This window comes from Thalassospira sp. NFXS8 (assembly GCF_040148805.1).
Taxonomy (GTDB): domain Bacteria; phylum Pseudomonadota; class Alphaproteobacteria; order Rhodospirillales; family Thalassospiraceae; genus Thalassospira.
Map to the genome: position 1 here is coordinate 128,795 of NZ_JAGEMF010000006.1, position 20,006 is coordinate 148,800.

Annotated in this window: 17 protein-coding genes; 7 read left to right on the plus strand and 10 right to left on the minus strand. The window is 54.2% G+C overall.

Annotated elements, in window-relative coordinates; all coding sequences use genetic code 11:
• Nucleotides 1-294 precede the first annotated feature (294 nt).
• The 4 genes from acs to J4E05_RS22475 all read left to right on the plus strand — a co-directional run bounded on the left by acs (nt 295) and on the right by J4E05_RS22475 (nt 7,470).
• Nucleotides 295-2,238, plus strand: a complete 1,944-nt coding sequence (gene acs, locus J4E05_RS22460) for an acetate--CoA ligase (RefSeq protein ID WP_085587687.1) — start codon at nt 295-297, stop codon at nt 2,236-2,238.
• Between the two features lie 357 nt (nt 2,239-2,595).
• On the plus strand, nt 2,596-4,731 hold the full coding sequence (locus J4E05_RS22465) for a methyl-accepting chemotaxis protein (RefSeq protein ID WP_349600362.1): 2,136 nt from the start codon (nt 2,596-2,598) through the stop codon (nt 4,729-4,731).
• A gap of 380 nt (nt 4,732-5,111) precedes the next feature.
• Nucleotides 5,112-6,602, plus strand: a complete 1,491-nt coding sequence (locus tag J4E05_RS22470) for a SulP family inorganic anion transporter (protein ID WP_085587683.1) — start codon at nt 5,112-5,114, stop codon at nt 6,600-6,602.
• Nucleotides 6,603-6,615: 13 nt separating this feature from the next.
• Nucleotides 6,616-7,470, plus strand: a complete 855-nt coding sequence (locus tag J4E05_RS22475; protein WP_349600365.1) for a universal stress protein — start codon at nt 6,616-6,618, stop codon at nt 7,468-7,470.
• A gap of 68 nt (nt 7,471-7,538) precedes the next feature.
• Here J4E05_RS22475 and J4E05_RS22480 read toward each other — a convergent pair whose 3' ends face one another.
• The 4 genes from J4E05_RS22480 to J4E05_RS22495 form a co-directional block, all read right to left on the minus strand.
• A complete protein-coding gene (locus J4E05_RS22480) occupies nt 7,539-8,348 on the minus strand; it encodes an anti-sigma factor family protein (protein ID WP_349600367.1) in 810 nt (269 codons plus the stop codon).
• A complete protein-coding gene (locus J4E05_RS22485) occupies nt 8,345-8,872 on the minus strand; it encodes a sigma-70 family RNA polymerase sigma factor (protein WP_349600369.1) in 528 nt (175 codons plus the stop codon). Before J4E05_RS22485 ends, J4E05_RS22480 begins: the two co-directional genes overlap by 4 nt.
• Before the next feature lie 138 nt (nt 8,873-9,010).
• Nucleotides 9,011-10,465, minus strand: a complete 1,455-nt coding sequence (locus J4E05_RS22490) for a YncE family protein (protein WP_349600372.1) — start codon at nt 10,463-10,465, stop codon at nt 9,011-9,013.
• Nucleotides 10,466-10,689: 224 nt separating this feature from the next.
• Nucleotides 10,690-11,160, minus strand: a complete 471-nt coding sequence (locus J4E05_RS22495; protein ID WP_349600375.1) for a DUF305 domain-containing protein — start codon at nt 11,158-11,160, stop codon at nt 10,690-10,692.
• Between the two features lie 273 nt (nt 11,161-11,433).
• On the opposite strand from J4E05_RS22495, the gene J4E05_RS22500 reads away from it, so the two are divergent.
• On the plus strand, nt 11,434-12,474 hold the full coding sequence (locus J4E05_RS22500) for an alpha/beta hydrolase family protein (RefSeq protein ID WP_349600378.1): 1,041 nt from the start codon (nt 11,434-11,436) through the stop codon (nt 12,472-12,474).
• Here the strand turns inward: J4E05_RS22500 and J4E05_RS22505 are convergent.
• The 6 genes from J4E05_RS22505 to J4E05_RS22530 all read right to left on the minus strand — a co-directional run bounded on the left by J4E05_RS22505 (nt 12,437) and on the right by J4E05_RS22530 (nt 18,754).
• A complete protein-coding gene (locus J4E05_RS22505; RefSeq protein WP_349600380.1) occupies nt 12,437-13,573 on the minus strand; it encodes a helix-turn-helix domain-containing protein in 1,137 nt (378 codons plus the stop codon). The two genes, J4E05_RS22500 and J4E05_RS22505, sit on opposite strands and share 38 nt — an antisense overlap.
• Before the next feature lie 116 nt (nt 13,574-13,689).
• The gene (locus J4E05_RS22510) at nt 13,690-14,286 is read right to left on the minus strand and encodes a hypothetical protein (RefSeq protein ID WP_349600383.1); all 597 of its coding nucleotides are present in this window, start codon (nt 14,284-14,286) and stop codon (nt 13,690-13,692) included.
• Nucleotides 14,287-14,568: 282 nt separating this feature from the next.
• On the minus strand, nt 14,569-15,546 hold the full coding sequence (gene hslO / locus J4E05_RS22515) for an Hsp33 family molecular chaperone HslO (protein ID WP_349600385.1): 978 nt from the start codon (nt 15,544-15,546) through the stop codon (nt 14,569-14,571).
• A 93-nt stretch (nt 15,547-15,639) separates the two neighbouring features.
• Complete coding sequence (gene argF, locus J4E05_RS22520) at nt 15,640-16,557, minus strand: ornithine carbamoyltransferase (RefSeq protein WP_085587669.1); 918 nt, start codon at nt 16,555-16,557, stop codon at nt 15,640-15,642.
• 11 nt (nt 16,558-16,568) lie between these two features.
• Nucleotides 16,569-17,741 (minus strand): aspartate aminotransferase family protein, encoded by a 1,173-nt coding sequence (locus tag J4E05_RS22525; protein WP_349600388.1) that lies wholly within the window; start codon nt 17,739-17,741, stop codon nt 16,569-16,571.
• A 218-nt stretch (nt 17,742-17,959) separates the two neighbouring features.
• A complete protein-coding gene (locus J4E05_RS22530) occupies nt 17,960-18,754 on the minus strand; it encodes an ABC transporter permease (RefSeq protein WP_168184805.1) in 795 nt (264 codons plus the stop codon).
• A gap of 84 nt (nt 18,755-18,838) precedes the next feature.
• On the opposite strand from J4E05_RS22530, the gene J4E05_RS22535 reads away from it, so the two are divergent.
• Together J4E05_RS22535 and arsC are read left to right on the plus strand one after the other, a co-directional pair.
• The gene (locus J4E05_RS22535; RefSeq protein WP_349600391.1) at nt 18,839-19,570 is read left to right on the plus strand and encodes a regulatory protein RecX; all 732 of its coding nucleotides are present in this window, start codon (nt 18,839-18,841) and stop codon (nt 19,568-19,570) included.
• A 60-nt stretch (nt 19,571-19,630) separates the two neighbouring features.
• Nucleotides 19,631-19,966 (plus strand): arsenate reductase (glutaredoxin), encoded by a 336-nt coding sequence (gene arsC, locus J4E05_RS22540; RefSeq protein WP_349600394.1) that lies wholly within the window; start codon nt 19,631-19,633, stop codon nt 19,964-19,966.
• The last annotated feature ends 40 nt before the right edge of the window (nt 19,967-20,006 follow it).

Sequence of the window (20,006 nt, forward strand, 5' to 3'; positions counted from 1 at the left end):
CCTTTCGGGCTGTCCGGGATTTTGTCGCCTCACATCGCGTCGCCCGGACCGGGCAGTTTGCCCCCGTCTTAAGTTGTATTTCCTGCGACGGCCCGGATCGTTAGCATAGGGCAATACAAAGGCCAGCGATTGACGGCGTAAAACCGGGCATCAGAATGATTTCGGTGAAACATAAAACGGCCACATCAATCGGTTAGCCGGAAAAATCAGGGGTTGGCATCGGCCACGATGCCATATTGCAAATGGCCCCTGAAACCCGTGACCGACCACAGGAAACGAACAAGAGGCTTAACAATGTCTGCGAACGTTTATCCCGTCTCCGAGGAAATCGCCAAAAACGCCTTGATCGACAAGGCCAAATACGATGCCATGTACAAACAATCGGTCGAGGATCCGGAAGGCTTCTGGGGCGAACACGGCAAGCGCATTGACTGGATCAAGCCTTACACCAAAGTCAAAAATGTCAGCTATGACCCGCACAATCTTTATATCAAATGGTATGAAGACGGCACGCTGAACGTTGCGGCCAACTGCCTGGACCGTCACCTTGCGACGCGCGGCGATCAGACCGCGATCATTTTTGAGGGTGACGACCCGTCAGTTTCCGAACATATCACTTATAAAGACCTGCACGAACGCGTCTGCCGTTTTGCCAACGCCCTGAAAACCATGGGTGTGAATAAAGGCGACCGCGTTGTCATCTACCTGCCGATGATCCCGGCAGCGGCGGTTTCAATGCTGGCCTGCGCACGCATCGGTGCCATTCATTCCATCGTATTTGGCGGTTTCTCGCCCGAAGCCCTGGCGGGCCGGGTGGAAGATTGCGGTGCCAAGGTTGTCATTACATCGGATGAAGGCCTGCGTGGCGGCCGGGGTGTTGCCCTTAAACGCAATGCCGACGAAGCCCTGTCCCATCCCGGTGTGAAGACCGTGGAAAAACTGGTTGTGGTTAAACATACCGGCAAGGACATTCCCTGGAATGACGCACGCGATGTCTGGTATCAGGATGTTTGCGATGCCGCATCGCCCGACTGCCCGCCAACCGAAGTTAACGCCGAAGACCCGTTATTTGTGCTTTACACATCGGGTTCGACCGGCAAGCCCAAAGGCGTTTTGCACACATCGGGCGGGTATCTGGTTTATGCGTCGATGACGCATCAATATGTGTTCGATTACCATGATGGTGATGTTTACTGGTGTACCGCCGATGTGGGCTGGGTCACCGGGCACAGCTATATCGTTTATGGACCGCTGGCAAATGGGGCCACCACCCTGATGTTTGAAGGTGTGCCCAGCTATCCTGATGCATCGCGCTTCTGGCAAGTCTGCGACAAGCACAAGGTCAATATCTTCTATACCGCGCCGACCGCCATTCGCGCCCTGATGCGTGAAGGGGCCGAATGGGTGGAAAAGGCCGACCTGTCATCACTGCGCATTCTGGGGTCGGTTGGTGAACCGATCAACCCCGAAGCATGGGAATGGTATCATGAACATGTTGGCAAACGTAAATGCCCGATTGTTGATACCTGGTGGCAAACGGAGACCGGCGGTATCCTGATTACACCGCTGCCCGGTGCAACCGATTTAAAACCGGGTTCGGCAAGTGTGCCATTTTTTGGCATTCAACCTGCCCTTCTTGACCATGAAGGCAAGGAACTTGAGGGTGCCACCGACGGCAACCTGGTGATCAAATACAGCTGGCCGGGCCAGATGCGGACGGTTTACGGCGACCATGAACGCTTTATCCAGACGTATTTTTCAACCTTTCCCGGCACCTACACCACCGGCGATGGTGCCCGCCGCGATGAAGACGGCTATTACTGGATCACAGGCCGTGTCGATGACGTGATCAATGTTTCGGGCCATCGCATGGGCACTGCCGAAGTGGAAAGCGCACTTGTCGCCCACCCCAAGGTCGCCGAAGCCGCCGTTGTTGGGGTTCCGCACGACATTAAGGGACAAGGCATTTATGCCTATGTCACACTGAATGCCGACGAGGAACCCACCGAAGAACTGCGTGCCGAACTGGTGAAATGGGTGCGCAAGGAAATCGGCCCGATTGCCAGCCCCGATTACCTGCAATGGTCGCCGGGCCTGCCCAAAACCCGGTCGGGCAAAATCATGCGTCGTATCCTGCGTAAAATTGCAGCGAACGAATATGACCAGCTTGGCGATACCTCGACCCTGGCCGACCCGGGCGTGGTCAATGATTTGATCGACAACCGCCAGAACCGTTAACCAAAACGGTTTTACAGGCAGTAACATTCAAGGGCGGCATCCTTAACCGATGCCGCCCTTTTTGCATCCCGGTTCCAAGCCGCTATCTCGCTTCGCCCCTGCGAACCAGCGTAACCGGTTCCATTTACCGACCCCGGCGCAACGATTCGTGCTTTGCGTTTGCAGGGCCAGTTTTGGCAAGCATCATTTTGGAATGATCGTTCACATTTGTATCACCTTAACAGCACACAGTTGTGATTTCCCCGAACCTGCAAAGCCTCATAGATAAAACTCTATATATTTGAGTAATAAAGAGCGTTTGGTCTATGACCAACGCTGCAAGAAACAGAAAGGCGCATCGTGGGGTTTTTAGCCAGAATGTCATTACGACGGGTCATTCCGTCTGTTATCGCCCTGATTGCAATTTTGGCCACTGCCATCACGGCCATTTCCAGTTATGTGATTGCCCGCGATGCCTTAAATGAAGGGGCCACCGACAAACTTTACGCCCTTGCCAATTCACGGCAAAGCGAGCTTGCGCAATATCTGGGATCAGTGCGGCAGGATTTGCTGATTCAGGCCGACAGCCCCGCCATTCGCCAGGCCATGAAACTGTTTGGCTTTGCCTGGTCTGACCTGGGCGAAACCCCGGAAAAAACCCTGCAAAACCTGTATATCAGCCAAAACCCCAACCCGGTGGACCAGCGCGACCGCTTATTACAGGCCAAGGATGGTTCGACCTGGTCTGATATCCATCACCAGTATCATCCCTGGATGGATAAGTTACTGCATGAACGCGGTTATGCCGATATTTTCCTGATCAACAACGATGGCGCTGTTTTATATTCCGAGGCAAAACGTAACGATTTTGCCAGTAATGTTGCCACCGGTGAAGGGGCAAAAACTGCTTTGGGCCGGGTGTTTAACGCCGCGAACAAGGTCATGCCGGGGCAAATCGCCTTCGAGGATTTCAGCCTGTATCAACCGGCAGGCAATACCAGCAATGCCTTTTTGGCAACGCCGGTTTTTGGCGATGATGGCAAAAGCCGGGTGGGTGTGTTTGCCGTAGAAATTCCGGTAGCGCGCGTAAACGATATTTTGCAACAAAGCGAAGGGTTGGGCCAAAGCGGCGAAATTTACCTGGTCGGCCAGGATTTACTCATGCGCAACGACAGCCGCATGGGCAATGAAAGCACCAGCCTGAGCCGCGAAATCAACACCAAACAGGTGCGCGATGCCCTGGCAGGCAAAAGCGGCACAATGGAAGATTTAAACTATCGGGCCGCCAATGTGGTGTCATCCTATGTACCGATGACATTTGAAAATACCCGTTGGGCCATGGTTGCCGAAATTGACAGCGATGAAATTTTTGCGCCTGCCATCTGGATGCGCAACTTTTCGCTGATGTTGCTGGTGGGTGTGGCGGCAATTGCTGTTCTGATTGGTCTGTCATTGGGGCGCGGCATTACCCGCCCGTTAACCCAGGCTGTATCGCTGATGGAACGTCTGGCGCACGGTCAGCTCGATATCACCATTCCCGAACCGGGTAGCCGCAACGCTGTGGGCCGCATATTCGAAACACTGGCCCTGTTTCGCACCAATTTGTGCGAAAACGCCCGCCTGACCGCCGAACGCGAGGCCGAAAGCCAACGCAAACTGGACCGCGCCGAAGAAATTCGCCGCTCGATCGACAAATTCCGTACCCGCAGCGATGAAGCGCTGACACTGGTGCAACAGGCATCGCAATCGATGCGCGCCAGCGCCGGTATCATGGGCGAAACCGTGGCCCAAACCAACCTGTTAAGCAGCAACGTCATTGCTGCTGCGCGTCAGGCATCGGGCAATGTCAAATCGGTTGCATCTGCTGCCGAGCAATTATCCGCATCCATCCATGAAATCAGCGATCAGGCCCATAAATCCAGCGAAATCGCCCAGGGCGCCGTTACCCGCACCGATGAAAGCAATAATCTGGTTAAAACCCTGGCACAAAGTGCAGATCGCATTGGCGAAGTTGTAACCCTGATTAACGATATCGCCGGGCAAACCAACCTTTTAGCCCTGAATGCCACCATCGAGGCCGCCCGCGCCGGGGACGCCGGCAAAGGGTTTGCTGTTGTGGCGGGCGAGGTTAAATCGCTGGCATCGCAAACCAGCCGGGCCACCAGTGAAATCACCGATCAGATTATCACCATTCAGGAAGCCACCCGCGAAGCCGTGCTTTCGATGCAGGCGATTTCCGCCGTGATTAGCGATATCAATACCATCGGCACCACCATTGCCGCATCTGTCGAACAACAAGGGGCCGCCACCCGCGATATCGCGCGCAATACCCAGCAAAGCGCACAAGGGACCGATGAAGTTACCCGCAATATTGCCGGGGTTGGTGATGCCGCCAAACGCAGCGAAACCGCCACCGCCGATGTCACCCGTGCTGCCGACAGCCTGGCAAAACAGGCCGATAATTTGCGCCGCGAGATTGACGATTTTCTGGGAGAAATCCAGCATCGCGATTAAAGCGCCAAAACGGCGTGATCGCTATAGCAGTTTAATAACATTATATAAAACCGCGCCTTTGCATTGAAAAGGCGCGGTTTTTGCCATGAAATGACACAGTATAAACCGGCGGCAAGGTTGTTTTTCCATCCAAATTGCGGTAGGTACAAGCCGCTGCGCCGCAGCATTTGATTTGAATAATAACGGATTTTGGTTTGATGTAAGGTGCCACACATTCATTGCCGCGATGTGACTGCGACGGAACCTGTTTTCCCGGCGCACCTTAAATGTCCGAACGGCAAGGCACCAGACCGGCCGACCATTTCACGATTTCGCCCATTCCAATAAAATGACGACCCACGGCATCCACCGCGGGACGGGGGACGACTGGAGATATTCCTGTGAACACAGATTTCCTACCGAAACTACGCGCCGAATGGCTTGGCAATATCCGGGGTGACGTATTGTCGGCCATGGTTGTGGCGCTGGCGCTGATACCTGAAGCCATCGCCTTTTCCATCATCGCTGGCGTTGACCCCAAAGTTGGCCTGTATGCGTCTTTTTCCATTGCCGTGATTACCGCCATCTTTGGTGGCCGCCCCGGCATGATCTCGGCCGCGACGGCCGCAACGGCCGTATTGATGGGGTCGCTGGTGCGGGAATACGGGTTGGATTATCTGCTCGCCGCGACGGTTCTGGCCGGTATCCTGCAAATGGTTGCCGGGCTTTTGCGGTTGGGTAACCTGATGAAATTTGTTTCCAAATCGGTGATGACCGGCTTTGTTAACGCCCTTGCCATCCTGATTTTTATGGCGCAGTTACCCGAACTGATCAATGTGCCGTGGGTAACATACGTCATGGTCGCCGGGGGCCTTGCTATTATTTACCTGTTCCCGCGCCTGACCAAGGTTATACCCTCGCCGCTGGTGGCAATTGTGGTGCTGACCACCATTTCGCTGTTTATCACGGCCGATTTCCATACCGTCGGCGACATGGGCGAATTGCCCGATGCCTTTCCAGCCTTCATGATCCCCAATGTGCCGTTCAACCTTGATACATTGCTGATCATTCTGCCCTATTCGGCAGGTGTTGCGGCAGTTGGCCTGCTTGAATCGCTGATGACGGCATCGATTGTGGATGATCTGACCGATACATCCAGCAACCGCATTCGCGAATGTTACGGCCAGGGCATTGCCAATTTCTGCACCGGCTTTATTGGCGGCATGGCAGGTTGTGCCATGATCGGCCAGTCCGTGATTAACGTTAAATCGGGTGGTCGTGGCCGGTTATCGACCTTTCTGGCCGGTATATTCTTGCTGATCCTGATCGTGGTTCTGGGGGATCTGGTACGGATCATTCCGATGGCGGCCCTTGTTGCCATCATGATCATGGTTTCCATCGGCACTTTTAGCTGGTCGTCGATCAAAAACCTTAAAACCCATCCGCGCAGTTCATCGGTTGTTATGCTGGCAACGGTGGTTGTCGTGGTTGCAACCCATAATCTGGCGATTGGCGTTCTGGTTGGTGTTTTGCTGTCAGGTATTTTCTTTGCCTGGAAAATTTCGCAAATTTTCCGTATCCGCAGCGAAATTTCAACCGATGGTGCCACCCGGACCTATCATGTCGAAGGGCAAATCTTCTTTGCATCGGTCGAAAAATTCACCCAGGCCTTTGATTTTAAAGAAGCCCTCGATAAAGTCGTGATTGATGTCAGCCATGCACATATCTGGGATATTTCCAGCGTGTCGGCGCTTGACATGGTGGTGCTTAAATTCCGCCGCGAAGGCGCCGATGTGGAATTGATTGGCCTCAATGACGCCAGTGAAACCATTGTTGATAAACTGGCCCTTCACGATAAACCCGGCGCATTTGAACGTCTGATGGGGCATTAAGGGAACATATCCAATGACACATTTGATCGCACTGATCGACGGGTCGGTCTATTCGCACAGCGTTTGCGACCATGCAGCCTGGGTTGCAGGGCGCGCGGGCGCCTCGGTTGACCTGATGCACATTCTGGGGCGCCGCCACACCAATGGCGAAAATGCCGATTTCAGCGGCAACCTGAAACTGGGCGCACGCAGTGCCCTGCTTCAGGAACTGGCCGATCTTGACGAACAAAAAGCCAAGCTGGCCTTAAAACATGGCCGCCTGTTACTGGCCGAAGCCAAAGAACAACTTGAAAGCCAGGGCATTGCCGAGGTTGGCACCAAACTGCGTCACGGTGATTTGATTGAAGCCATTGCCGAATTTGAAAAAGACACCAACCTGATCATTGTCGGCAAACGTGGCGAAGCCGCCGATTTTGCCAAAATGCATTTGGGGTCCAATCTGGAACGTGTGGTGCGGGCCGCGACCAAACCGGTTCTGGTAACCTCGCGCGCATTCAAACCGATTGAAAAGTTTGTCATCGCGTTTGATGGTGGCCCCAGCGTAATGAAAGCCATTGACCACATTGCCCAAAGCAAGGTGTTTAAAGGGCTTTCCTGCCTGCTTTTGGCGGCAGGGGATTTAAACAGCGATGCGCGCCAGACATTGGATGACGCGGTTGCGATTTTACAAAATGCCGGGATTACCACCGAAAGTGCGGTTGAAAAAGGCGATGCAGAAACCATTATCAAAACCCGGATCGAAAAAGACGGGTATGATTTGCTGGTAATGGGGGCCTATGGCCATTCGCGCATTCGCAACCTGATCATTGGCAGCACCACCACCGAAATGGTGCGATCCTGCCATGTGCCGGTAATGCTGTTCCGCTAGGCCCGCCTACGGCAGTCGGCAAATAATATAAGGCGTGCAACCGTTCAGGTTCGCACGCCTTTGCCTTATCAGGTATCACGGCCCAACTGACGCCGGATTTCATCGGCCAGCGGATGCAAAAGACCATCCCCTAGCGGGGCCACCACACTATAGCCCAACCCCTTGTCCGCCCAGCTATACCCGCCAAGGGCACCCCGGTGACTGCTTGTCATGGGTGCATTCTGATCCAGTTTCATCGGGCGGGTCAGCATCACCATCCGCCCCCCCTTGTCATCGTCATACATCAGCATCGCGGCCGGCCCCTGCGCGGTTGGGATAATGCGCCCGCCCATAAACCGGTACCCTGCCGGTGCAAGGTCGGGCACCCGAACCGGATGCGATAATCGTTGTGATGCCCAGCTCACAAAATCGGCACTGTCATCGGCGCGCATTTCGACCGGGCGAAAACGATCCGGCGCATAAACCTCATAGCTATCGGCCGCCTCACTTGCCAGCGCAGCAATGCCGCTTGCAGAATTTGTCGCCATGACCACAGACGCGTCAGACAAACCCCATTGTCCACGGACCGACCAGCCCGCTGCCGCCCCCACCACCAGCATCACCATCGCCACAGCGGCCAGTTGCCACACCCGAGAGGGCGATACGTGGCGCTGTGCGACCATCATGCTGTCCACACTCAAACGGGATGGCACGGGTTCCTCGGCAACGCTGGCAAAGGCATTACGCAACAGATCACGGTCTTTCTGATAACCGGCCACGCGGGCAGCTACATCTTTGTGGCAGGCCAGATAACGTTCAACTTCGTCGCGACGAACGGCATCCAGCGCAAGATCAACATAGGCATGAAGGTCGTCTTCGGTGATCGGCCGATTGCTCATTTCACCCTCCGCAAAGCTGGTCCGTGGGGTTTTTCTACCGTGCCATTTGCGGCCCCGGCAAGGATTTGATGCAGGCGTTCGCGCCCGCGTGACAAACGCGACATCACCGTACCCACCGGCACCCCCAGCACCTTTGCGGCATCGGCATAGGATAAATCCTCGACCGATATCAGCAAAACAACGCTGCGCTGATCATCTGGCAACTGGTCAAGGGCGGTCATCACATCGTTCAAATGCAGGTTTTCATCCTGCTGCGGTGGATGGGAAAATGCCGCATCCCCAACATCGTCAATCGCCACATGTACCCCGCGAAAACGCGCCTGCTGCCAGTTATTGACCGCCAGATTATGCAAAATCGTAAACATCCATGTGCGGGTATTGCCATCAACACGATGCTGATGCCAGCGGCTGATCGCCCGTTCAAGACAATCCTGTACCAGATCATCGGCGGCATTGGGGTTTTTCATCAGGGCGCGCGCATAACGGCGCAATGCCGGAATAAGCGGCGCGATCTTTCGGCTCATATCATCATGCATCGCGCTGGTCCCCGGCCCGGGCTGGTGTTGAAATACACCTGTTTTTCATGACGGCACCCAAAACATATTGCCCGGCACCAGTTTAAAATGATTGGCACCGGGCAGCATCAATATCACTCAACAGGCTTAATTCGCCGCCTGCACCTGCACAGGCGCGCCAATATTGGCAACCGTGCCATTGGCAATAACCAGGTACCGTTTGGCGACCCCTTCTTCACCCTGAACAAGCTGGCGAATAGGGCCAAGCGCGTTGACAATGCCCGCACCAACCGGGTTGGCCTTAAAGGCGGCAATCGCCTGCAAGGCCCCACTGCCATCGGCATGGTTGGACAAGGCCAGCACATAGTCCTTTTTCGGTTCCAACCCGCTTACCGATGCCTGAACAACCTGTGTCAGGCCCTGATCAAACAGTGACACACTGGTGGGGTGCTGATCAATATGACCAACCGGGTGCAGCACAAACTGTACCGCCTTGTCGGTTTCCCCCAACTGTTGCAGGTTTGCCATACCATCACCACTGGTAACGGCACCTGGCACATAATTCACCGCCTGCGGGGCCTGCCCGATGGGAACGGTTGCCACGACCTTGTTGGTCAGCGTATCGATCGCGGCCAGGGCATCGTCATTTTCCAGGCCCACATAAATGCGCGTACCATCGCCCGACGGCCACAGGCCATGTGGCAATTTGCCCACCGGCACAGTTGCCACCTGTTCAAACGTTTTGGCATTAAAAACCTTAACCTGGTTCAGGCCGCCAATGGTGACATAGGCAAAGGTACCATTGGCATTATGCACCAGATTAACGTGGTTGGTGATCGGTCCTGTATCAATGGTTTTGATCACGTCAAAGGGCGGGCGTGCATCAAATACCTGCACCTTGCCAATATCTTTAAGCGTAAACCAAACCTGTTTGCCGTCGGGGCTGGCGGCAATATTGGGGCAAAACGGGCTGGCCTGTTTGATATGGCCGACCACCTTATGGTCTGCCACCGAAATCACCAGTGTTTCCGGGTTAAACGACGAACAGACATAGCCATATTTGCCATCTGGCGAAAATATCTGCATGCCCGGCCCGGCGGGCACCTTGATGCGGGTCTTTTCCTCGAAGGTGTCGGCATCAATCACGGAAACATAATCTTCCCCGCGAATGGTCACCCACACTTCCTTGCCGTCGGGGGTATAAAACGCCTCGTGCGGAGAGCGGCCCAGATAAGTGGTGTGTTTGACGCTGTTGGTGGCGGTATCGATAAAAGAAATCGAATTACTACCCACGGCAACAACGGCCAGCGTTTTATGGTCGGGCGCAAAACCCATACCATGCACCAGCACCTGCCCACGATATAACGGGCTTAAGTTTCGGGGTTGCGGGTCGCCCAGGCGAATAACACCCAGCAATTTATTGTCTGCCGGGTCCACCACCGAAACCGTATTTGAAAACTGTTCGGCGGCATAAACCCGGTCGTGGTGGCTGATCGGAATATCCTTTGCCGTATCAGCCAGTGGTGCCTGCCCGGCCAATGCCGCACTGACCCCGGCAAACAGGCTACAGGTTAAAAAGGTTGAGGCGAATAAACGTTTCATGGGTTTCCAGACATTTACAGATTGGGGGAGAAGAAGGGAGATCGGGAAAGACTGGTGAGGGGAAAAAAGCCGGGGCCAGGCGGGAAAACAAACCTAGCCCCGGAAACAGAATGCGCCAGTGGAAAGCCCGGCACATTCAGGGCAGGCAAAACAGCAGGATGGGGGTTTTCAAAACCGTGCAAGGGCGTGCGCCGTAATTAATCAGGTGATTTGCACGGTGCCGACTACTGCGTGGGTGCCGGGCTTGAGGGTGGCAAATCCTTGCCGATGGCTAAAAGCATCGCGGCAATTTCCTGCTGCTGCGTCACAATAATTTCCTGACACAAACGTTTAAGCTGAGGGTTTTGGGCATAGGGCAAAAACGCGACACACATATCAATGGCACCCTGATGATGCGGGGCCATCATCGCAACGAAATCGCGGTCAATATCGCCGGTAGGTTGCACATTCATCCCGGCCATCATTTTGTTCATTGCGGCGGCATTACCCTGCAAAAACGGCTGTTCGTGATCCAGGGTTTCCGATGTCGCCGCCCCGGATGTTGCAGGGCTTTCCATAGCCATGCCCGATACGGCGTCGGGCTGTTTTTTGCTATGATCAACACCATTATGGGCAAACGCAGCACCAGCGCCCAGCAGGGTAAAGACCATCAGGGCACCACCAATATGGCGGCTTAAAAATCGGGGAAGGGTCATCGAGGCAGCTCCTGTCCGGGATGTGATAATAGTTAGACAGGTGGCAACGCGGATTATTCCATCAGCGGTGATATTTTTTTAGTTTTGGCAAAAATACATTTCTACGCCATCGCAGGAACACCCAAAACAGAATGCACCTGCCACCTCAAAACAGGGATGGCCTTCAGGGCAAAAAACCTCGCCAAAAAGGACCCAGATCGCGATCAAGGTCGCCAGCGGGAAGAATTTCGCCTCAAAAGAAAGCAATCTTCTTACCCGTGAAAGGTTTCTTTGATGCGTCAATTTTGTTTAATGTCTGTGCTGGTGCTGGGCCTGATAGCCACTCAGTTTTCCCCTGCCCATGCACAGGAACCCGGTTTTCAAAAACTTGAAATCCCGGCAGATGGCCCTTTCCGCGCCCTTGCTGGGGTTATCTGGTATCCTGCCGCTGCAACCAGCCACCCCGTCAGCCTGATAGCCGATAACGCGGCCTTTGTCGGCCAGCGCGCCCTTGTTGATGCCACGCCCGATAACACCCGCCATCCGCTGGTTGTGGTGTCGCACGGGTTTGGCGGTAACTGGCGCAATCAGGCGTGGCTGGCAACAACACTGGTACGGGCCGGATATATTGTTGCCGCCATTAACCACCCCGGCACCACCAGCGGCGACCTTGAACCCGCAACCGGCGCGTTGCTGTGGCAGCGGGCGGTCGATATTTCACATGTGATTTCAGCACTGGAAGGCCACGCCCTGTGGTCCGGGCTTATCGACCGGGAAAACATCACGGTCATTGGCCATTCGCTGGGCGGTTGGACGGCTCTTGAGGTAGCAGGCGCACGCATGGATGCCGATAAAATGACGCGCGATTGCGAAACCCACCCCGATTTGGCCGCCTGTGATGTTGTTCGCGACTTTGCCATTGGCAAAACCACCGCTGAGCGCACCAAACTGGCACAGGATATGCGTGATCCACGTATAAAACGGGTTGTGTCGCTTGATCTTGGGCTGGCACGGGGTTTTAGCGAGGACAGCCTTGCCCATATTAACATCCCGGTACTGATTATTGCCGCAGGCAGCCCAACCCCCAAAGTTCCATCAGAACTTGAGTCACGCTATCTGTTTGATCATCTACCGGCCAAATTCAGGGAAATCAGCGTGTTTAAAGACGCCGCCCATTTCAGCTTTTTACAATTGTGCAAGGCAAACGCCATTGCATTGCTGGAAGACGATACACCGGGGGATGGCATTATATGCAAGGATGGCATTAACGGGGATCGCACCCGCATTCATCACGCCGTTAGCCAACGAATTCTTGCGTTTCTGGCACAGCATTAAACGGCGTCATGAATGTGCCGGGCTGGTTAGCATTGCGATTACGATAGTCACGCGGGCTCATGCCCGTTACCCGGCGAAATTCGCGATTGAAGTTTGATTTGGTCTGAAACCCGCAATCGAACTGAATATCAGTAACGGTTTTGTCCGTATCGGCCAGTAATTGCGTTGCCTCGGCAATTCGATATTCGTTAATGATGCACGAAATATTGCGACCATAAAACCGGTTGATCGCCAGTGAAATATCGCGCGCCGGGATAATCGCCCGGCGCGAAAGCCGGTCCAGCGTCAAAGCCGGATCACGGTATAGTTTGCGTGTTTGCATGAGCTGGTCAATTGCTGCGGCAATATCGCGATCAGATGCTGCATTTTCAAGGTTTACCGACGTGCCGGGGGGCACACTGTGTTGTGACCGGCTTGGGGTTTTCTGCTCAGCCTCAATCGGTTCGCCATATGCGGGCGCCGGGGCCACATGCCTGCCAAGGCGCACAATCAAGAACACGCAAAACGCCAGCATAACGGCATTGCCACTGGCAACAATTTCGCGGACATGAAGGCCGTTTTGCCAGGCAAAATCAAGGGCAATGCCCGCATCGACAAGGGCTGATAAAATCAACACACCCCCGGCCGCGGCAACAATGCGCCGGGCCGAACCAATTTCACCAATGTTGATATCACCGTAAAAACGATCACCCGCCCCCGCCCGGCGCAGCAACAACAGGCCATAAACTGCAAACTGGGCGCACAACAAAAAATCAATCGGCGGATGCCAGTAATCCCATGTCAACGAACACAGCAAAATCAATGCCGTAAAAAAGCCATGCGTTACCACCCGCCGCCATGTCAGCAAGGGCGGATCAAAACTGGCAAAGCAGATCCAGGAAATAACGGGTAAAACAGATGCCAGAACCGGCAATAAAAACCGAAAAAATGCGATGTCAAATTGCCAGCGCAAACCAACAGCCACCAGCAAGATGGCACAGGCCAGCGCAAAGATCACCGGGCGACGCACGCGACGGTCAAGCCGCCACCGCGTGCCAAGCCGCAAGGCATAAATGCCCAGAACCAGAGCAACAACAAATGGCAGGGGCACCGCAATCATCGACCAATCCCAGTCAAACCGGAGCCTGCGCCCGGGCGTTCATCAGGGTTACCCTGCCATTGCATCACATCTTGCGCGGTAATTCATCCTGGATTGAGCAATTTTCCTCTCCCAGGTTATTTCAAAACGTACCGGGCCAGGTTTTTGTGGATTTGCTTGTCCAGTTCACGGTCAAGGTCCATCAAAAGGGCGGCGGTTTCGTTGTAAATTGCTTTTTCACGCTCGGCCACCGACATCGATTCTGACAGGGTCCGGCTGCGTTCAACCACTGCGGCAACCTCACCTTTTGGCGTGCCATCTTCCGACATCAGTTCCAGCTTCGCACCGACCTTAAGATCAACCTTTTGCGACTGATCATCGGTGAACATTCCGGTTATGCCGCTTTTGGTTTTAAGATTGGCCGTGGTAATTTCAGCATCGGTGACGCTGTAGCGCAAAATATCATTGGTGCCAACGGTTTGTAACCGGTCATCAGGCCAGTTCATCGCCATCCGGCCCAGATTAAAGGGCAAATCAGGTTGCAAATCATTTGCCGCAGGCACACCATAAGCCGCAACTTTTTCAACCGGCCCCGCCGAAAAGGCAATTGGTTGCAGATGCCGCCATGTAACATCGGGATACGTTTGAACCGGGGCGCTGCTACACGCCGCCGTCATCATTGCCATTCCCCCTGCCAACGCCAGGCTTATGCCACGCATAGACAACCCCATCATGACCCCGTTCTCCAAAACATTATCATCACATATCGAACCGGGGTCATCCCCCGGCTTTTTATACCGGCTCTCTATAAGATATCCCGGCAAAAGCAAGACATCGCGACGGCGCTACACGACCTGTGCCACATAAGGCAAAGGCATCGGCAAAGCCTACACGCTAACCAAGAACCTCATTGATCGGCTTTGATCAATGAGGTTTGGTGCTGTTTGTCATGGTGACGATGCAGAAGGATTAAGGCAAGCCTGTGACCATGTTGGCATTAAAGGCTTTTTTGGCCCTTACGCGCCGGAACCAGCTTCGTGTTCGGCTGTATTATCCGCTTTCAATGCCCGCAGGTCGGCTTCGTTAAAACCGTAATGTGCATTGCAGAACTGGCACGTCACGCCAACCTCATTGGTATGGGCTTCGCGCATATCAAGCAATTCTTCCAGCGGATAGGACGCCAGCGCCCCTTCGATTTTGTGGCGTGAACAGCGGCATTTGAACTGCAGATGGTCCTGATCAAATACACGCGGTTCTTCTTCGTGAAACAACCGCCAGATCAGATCATGGGCCGATAGCGAAATATCCACCAGTTCGGTTGCCGTGGCACTTGCCATCAGGATTTTGGCCCGGTTCCAGTTATCCTGCCATTCGGTATCCTGTTCCGGGGTTAGGGCATCGCCCGAGGCACTGCCGGGCAGGCGTTGCACAAACATACCGCCAACCCACCAGTCACGGTCGGTTTCACCACGATGGACTTCCATTTTAAAGGCGGTTTCAAGCTGTTCAGACTGCCTGAAATAGGATTCTGCGCATTCCGACAGCGTTTCGCCTTCCAGCGAAACAATGCCCTGATAGCGTTCATGGTCATCGCCCTGATCGACGGTAAAGGCAATATGCCCATGCCCCATCAGTTTATGAACCTTGCCACGCAACGCGTCTTCGCCAGCTTCCTCGGCAGCGATCATGGCGTTTAGCCGTTCTTCGTCCACCCGCAGGCATGCGCGCATGTTGCCATCGCTATCCACGTCAACCACCAGCATGCTGATCGGCCCGTCAGACGACGTTTGCAGGGTAAAAAGCCCTTCATATTTCAGGGCGGATGACAGCAACACCGCCAGCGCTATGATTTCAGCCAGCAGGTCGTTTGCCAGTGGCGGATAATTATGCTGCCCGACAATGGTTTGCACACTTGGACCCAGGCGGGCAAAGCGGCCACGGATGTTGGAATGTTCCAACGTAAAGGGCTGACAAAAATCGACAGCAACTTGCATGATCAGATTCCGATGGTTGCAATTCGTTTCAAATGCCAAAAGGGCGAACATTACTGTTCGCCCTAAAATCTGTCCCTAATCTAGGACGAATTTTTATGCAGGCAAGCCGTTAAAGCAGTATAGCAGAATGCCCTTTTGTGCATGCAGACGATTTTCAGCTTCGTCAAACACCACAGATTGCGGGCCATCAATGACGGCGTCGGTGACTTCTTCATTGCGGTGCGCAGGCAGGCAGTGCATGAACAGGGCATCCTTGTTCGCCTTTGCCATTGCCGCGGCATTGACCTGATAGGGGGCCAGGGCCTTCATGCGGGCATCGGCATCCTTGTCGCCCATCGACACCCAGCAATCGGTCACAACCACATCGGCCCCGGCCAGGGCATCGTCAAATTCGGTCAGGCGGACTTTTCCGCCTGCGGAATTCGCAGCCTCGATCAGGCCCTGCTGCGGGCGGAACCCCACCGGACAGGCCATATCAAGCGAGAAACCAAATTTCGACGTCGCATGAATCATCGATGTCGAAACATTGTTGCCGTCACCGACCCAGGCAAATTTAAGCCCGTCAAGCTTGCCTTTATGCTCCCGCACCGTCATCAAATCCGCCATGATCTGGCAGGGGTGGCTTTGATCGGTCAAACCGTTAATCACGGGAACGGTGGCATATTGTGCCAGTTCCAGCAATTTGGATTCATCGGTGGTGCGGATCATGATGGCATCAACATAGCGCGAAAGAACACGCGCCGTATCGGCAATGGTTTCGCCCCGGCCAAGCTGGCTGCTGGCGGCATCAAGCACGACCACATCCCCGCCAAGCTGGCGCATGCCCACTTCAAAGGAAACGCGGGTTCGGGTTGAGGGTTTTTCAAAAATAAGGGCCAGCGTTTTACCTGCCAGCGGCTTGGCCCCAAATGGGGCCTTGCCTGCCTTTTCGTTATCTCCCAACGTCAGAATATCGTGCAGTGTCCCGGTGGACATGCCCTCGATATCCAGAAAATGTCTGATATCCGTCATTAACTTATTCCTTACGAGGTAAAGGCAGCCGCCACGGCATCAATCGCCGCCAGCGCCTCGTCCACCTGGGTTTTCGTGATGTTTAACGGCGGTAACAACCGCACAACATTATCGCCTGCCGGAACCGTCAGCAGGTTTTGATCGCGCAATTTGCCCACCACATCACCATTGTTCGGGACCATTTTCATGCCCAAAAGCAAGCCGGTGCCACGCACCTCGTCAATGAAACCGGGATGTTTTTTGGCAATCGCTGCCAACCCGTCACGGATCAATTTGCTCATGGCCAGAACGTTATCGAAAAATCCCGGCTTTAAAACTTCGTCCAGCACCGCATTTGCCGCCGCCATCGCCAGCGGATTACCGCCAAAGGTGGAGCCATGCATACCCGGTGTTAAGGCCGCTGCTGCCTTTTCATTGGCCAAAAGGGCGCCGACCGGAAATCCCCCGCCAAGTCCCTTGGCCGAAGAAATAATGTCGGGCAGCATATCGGACCATTCATAGGCAAACAGCTTGCCGGTCCGGCCAATGCCGGTTTGCACTTCGTCAAACATCACCAGCAGACCATATTCGTCGGCCGCCTTGCGTAAACCTTCAAGGTATCCTTTCGGGGCGGGCATAATACCGCCTTCACCCTGAATCGGTTCCACCAGAATACCGGCAGTTTTTTCGCTAATGGCATTGCGCAACTCATTCAAATTGCCAAATGCCACCCGATCGAACCCTTCGGGCATCGGGCCAAAACCTTCGCGGTATTTATCGCTGGCACCGGCAGTTAAGGTGCCAATGGTCCGCCCGTGAAAGGCGTTGCTGGCAACCAGAATGCGATTCTTTTCAGAATGGCCATTCACATACTGATAACGGCGCAGCATTTTCAGGCCCGCTTCGTTGGCTTCGGCACCGGAATTGCAGAAAAACACGGTATCGGCAAAGGTATGCTCGACAAACCGTTTTGCCAGTTTTTCCTGGCCCGGCACCCGGTACAGGTTCGACGTATGCCAAACCTTGTTGGCCTGTTCGGTGATGGCCGCAACCAAATGCGGATGCGCATGGCCCAGGCAGTTCACGGCCACACCCGACCCGAAATCGAGGAATCGTCGCCCATCCTGCGCATAGAGATAAGGTCCTTCACCTTTCTCAAAGGCCAAATCGGCCCGCGCATAGGTCGGCATGACGGGTGTAATCACAGTTTATGTCCTCGATTAGGGTAAAATTCCATTCCTGACCATCTGGTCAGCACCGGCAGAATACCGGAAAGCTGCGGAGTATCAAGAGATTCCCGCCCCCTGTCAATGCGGCAAAATACGGTTTTTAACGCATTGCACAAATAAGTTGGGCAGCATCCGATGCCGAATGCTGCCCAAAAACGGAATTTAATGCTGAAACTGGCGTTATCCCGCCGTCATCAAGCCTTCAGTTTGTACCCTGTTTTGATCATGCGATAACACAGGATCGACAGAAAAATGTTTACGCACAAAAGCACAATAACGCCGGTGGTAATAGAGCCGTCAGAGATGCCGATAAAACCATAGCGAAACCCGTCAATCATATAGAAAAACGGGTTAAAATGCGCCAGTGCCCGGCCCGCTTCGGGTAAATGTTCGGCGCTGTAAAAAGTACCGGACAAAAACGACAGCGGCGTAATGACAAAGTTGGTCACAACGGCGATATGATCGAATTTTTCCGACCACACGCCCCCGGCAATCCCCAAAAGCGACAACATCAACGATGCCGAAATGCCAAAATACAGGATCGCCCAGATATTGTGGATCTGCACATCAACAAAGAACGCCATGGCAATGATGGTGGCACAGCCCACCATAATACCCCGGGTTACAGCCCCCAGGGCAAAACCGGCAACCAGTTCAAATGCCGAAAGTGGCGGCATCAAAACATCGACAATATTGCCCTGTACCTTTGAAATCAGGATAGAGCTGGAGGTATTGGCAAACGAGTTTTGCGCCATGGTCATCATCACCAGACCCGGCGCAAGAAAAGTGGCGAACGGTACGCCATTAACGGTTTCAACGGCCCGGCCAAGGGCCAGAAGGAAGACCGCCAGAAACAGAAGACTGGTGACCACAGGCGCGCCAACGGTTTGAAGATGCACGTTCAAAAAACGGCGCACTTCCTTCGCATACAGCGTCCACAGGCCAAGCCAGTTGATCGCGCCCATTTGGCGCGGAGCAAGCTCTTGCATTGGTTTTCCTCGAAATTCACAGACAATTGCCGGTAAAATAGGGATAGTTGCACCCCAAACGCAAGGGCAGCCCGCAAAGAGATTATGTCAAAACAGAAACTTTCTTCCCAGACCCCGCCGAAAACGCCCCGTCAAAGCGCAACGGACACGGCAACAGAATTTGCCGAACCTCCGACAGAACCGCGCAAGACGAAAGGTTTTGGCAAAAAGGATGACGCAAAGCAGGGCCCCAAAAAGCCCCGCCGGGTAACCCGTGACTATTTGATGAATTATGCCACCTGGTATCTTGAACACTTTACCGCATCGCGGGCGCGGCTGGAAAAACTGATGCGCGGTAAAATCCGCCTGTCGATTGCCGAATACGACACCGACCCGCAAGAAGCCGAAGACTGGATGAAAAGCGTTTTAAATACCTGCGAAACAGCGGGTTTCCTGAACGATCAGGCCTATGCGCTGGGCCGGGCGCGGTCGATGTTGCGCAAGGGCAAGGCGATTCGCGTAATCGGGGCCGATTTGAACGCCCGCGGCATTGCATCAAATCTGGTCGATCAAACCATCACCGATTTGCGCGACGAGGCCGATGATGCGGGTCATAATGACATGCGCGGTACCGATCCTAACCTGGCCGCCGCAGCAGCCTATGCCCGCCGCCGCCGCCTTGGCCCGTTTCGCCACCCCGACCAGCGCGAAGAAAAACACGACAAGGATCTGGCAGCCCTTGCCCGGCAAGGGTTTTCATATGATATCGCCACCCGCATCATTGATAGCGACACCGAGGACCTTGAAAACCTTTTGCAAATTATTGATGGCCTTTAACCGGGCATGATATTTGAGATGTCCCTTCACCGCATCATCCCCTGATGACAGGAACCGAGCATGACCGTCACCATTTACCATAACCCGCGCTGTAGCAAATCGCGCCAGACACTGGCCCTGATCGAGGAAAAAGGCATTACGCCCACCGTGGTTGATTATCTGTCCAACCCGCCCGGTATAGCCGAACTTAGCGATATTCTGGCAAAGCTGGGCAAGGAACCAGAGCAGATTATGCGCAAAAAAGAAGCCCGCGAAGAAGGCATTGCCGACTTAACCGGCGCCGATCTGATCGCCGCATTGGTGGCCCATCCGCGCGCAATTGAACGGCCCATTGTTGTTAATGGCGACAAAGCCGCCCTTGGCCGCCCGCCCGAAGATGTGCTGGCAATTTTATAAGCTGACTTGGAAACAGAGACAGATTTAGCGCGTTACCAAC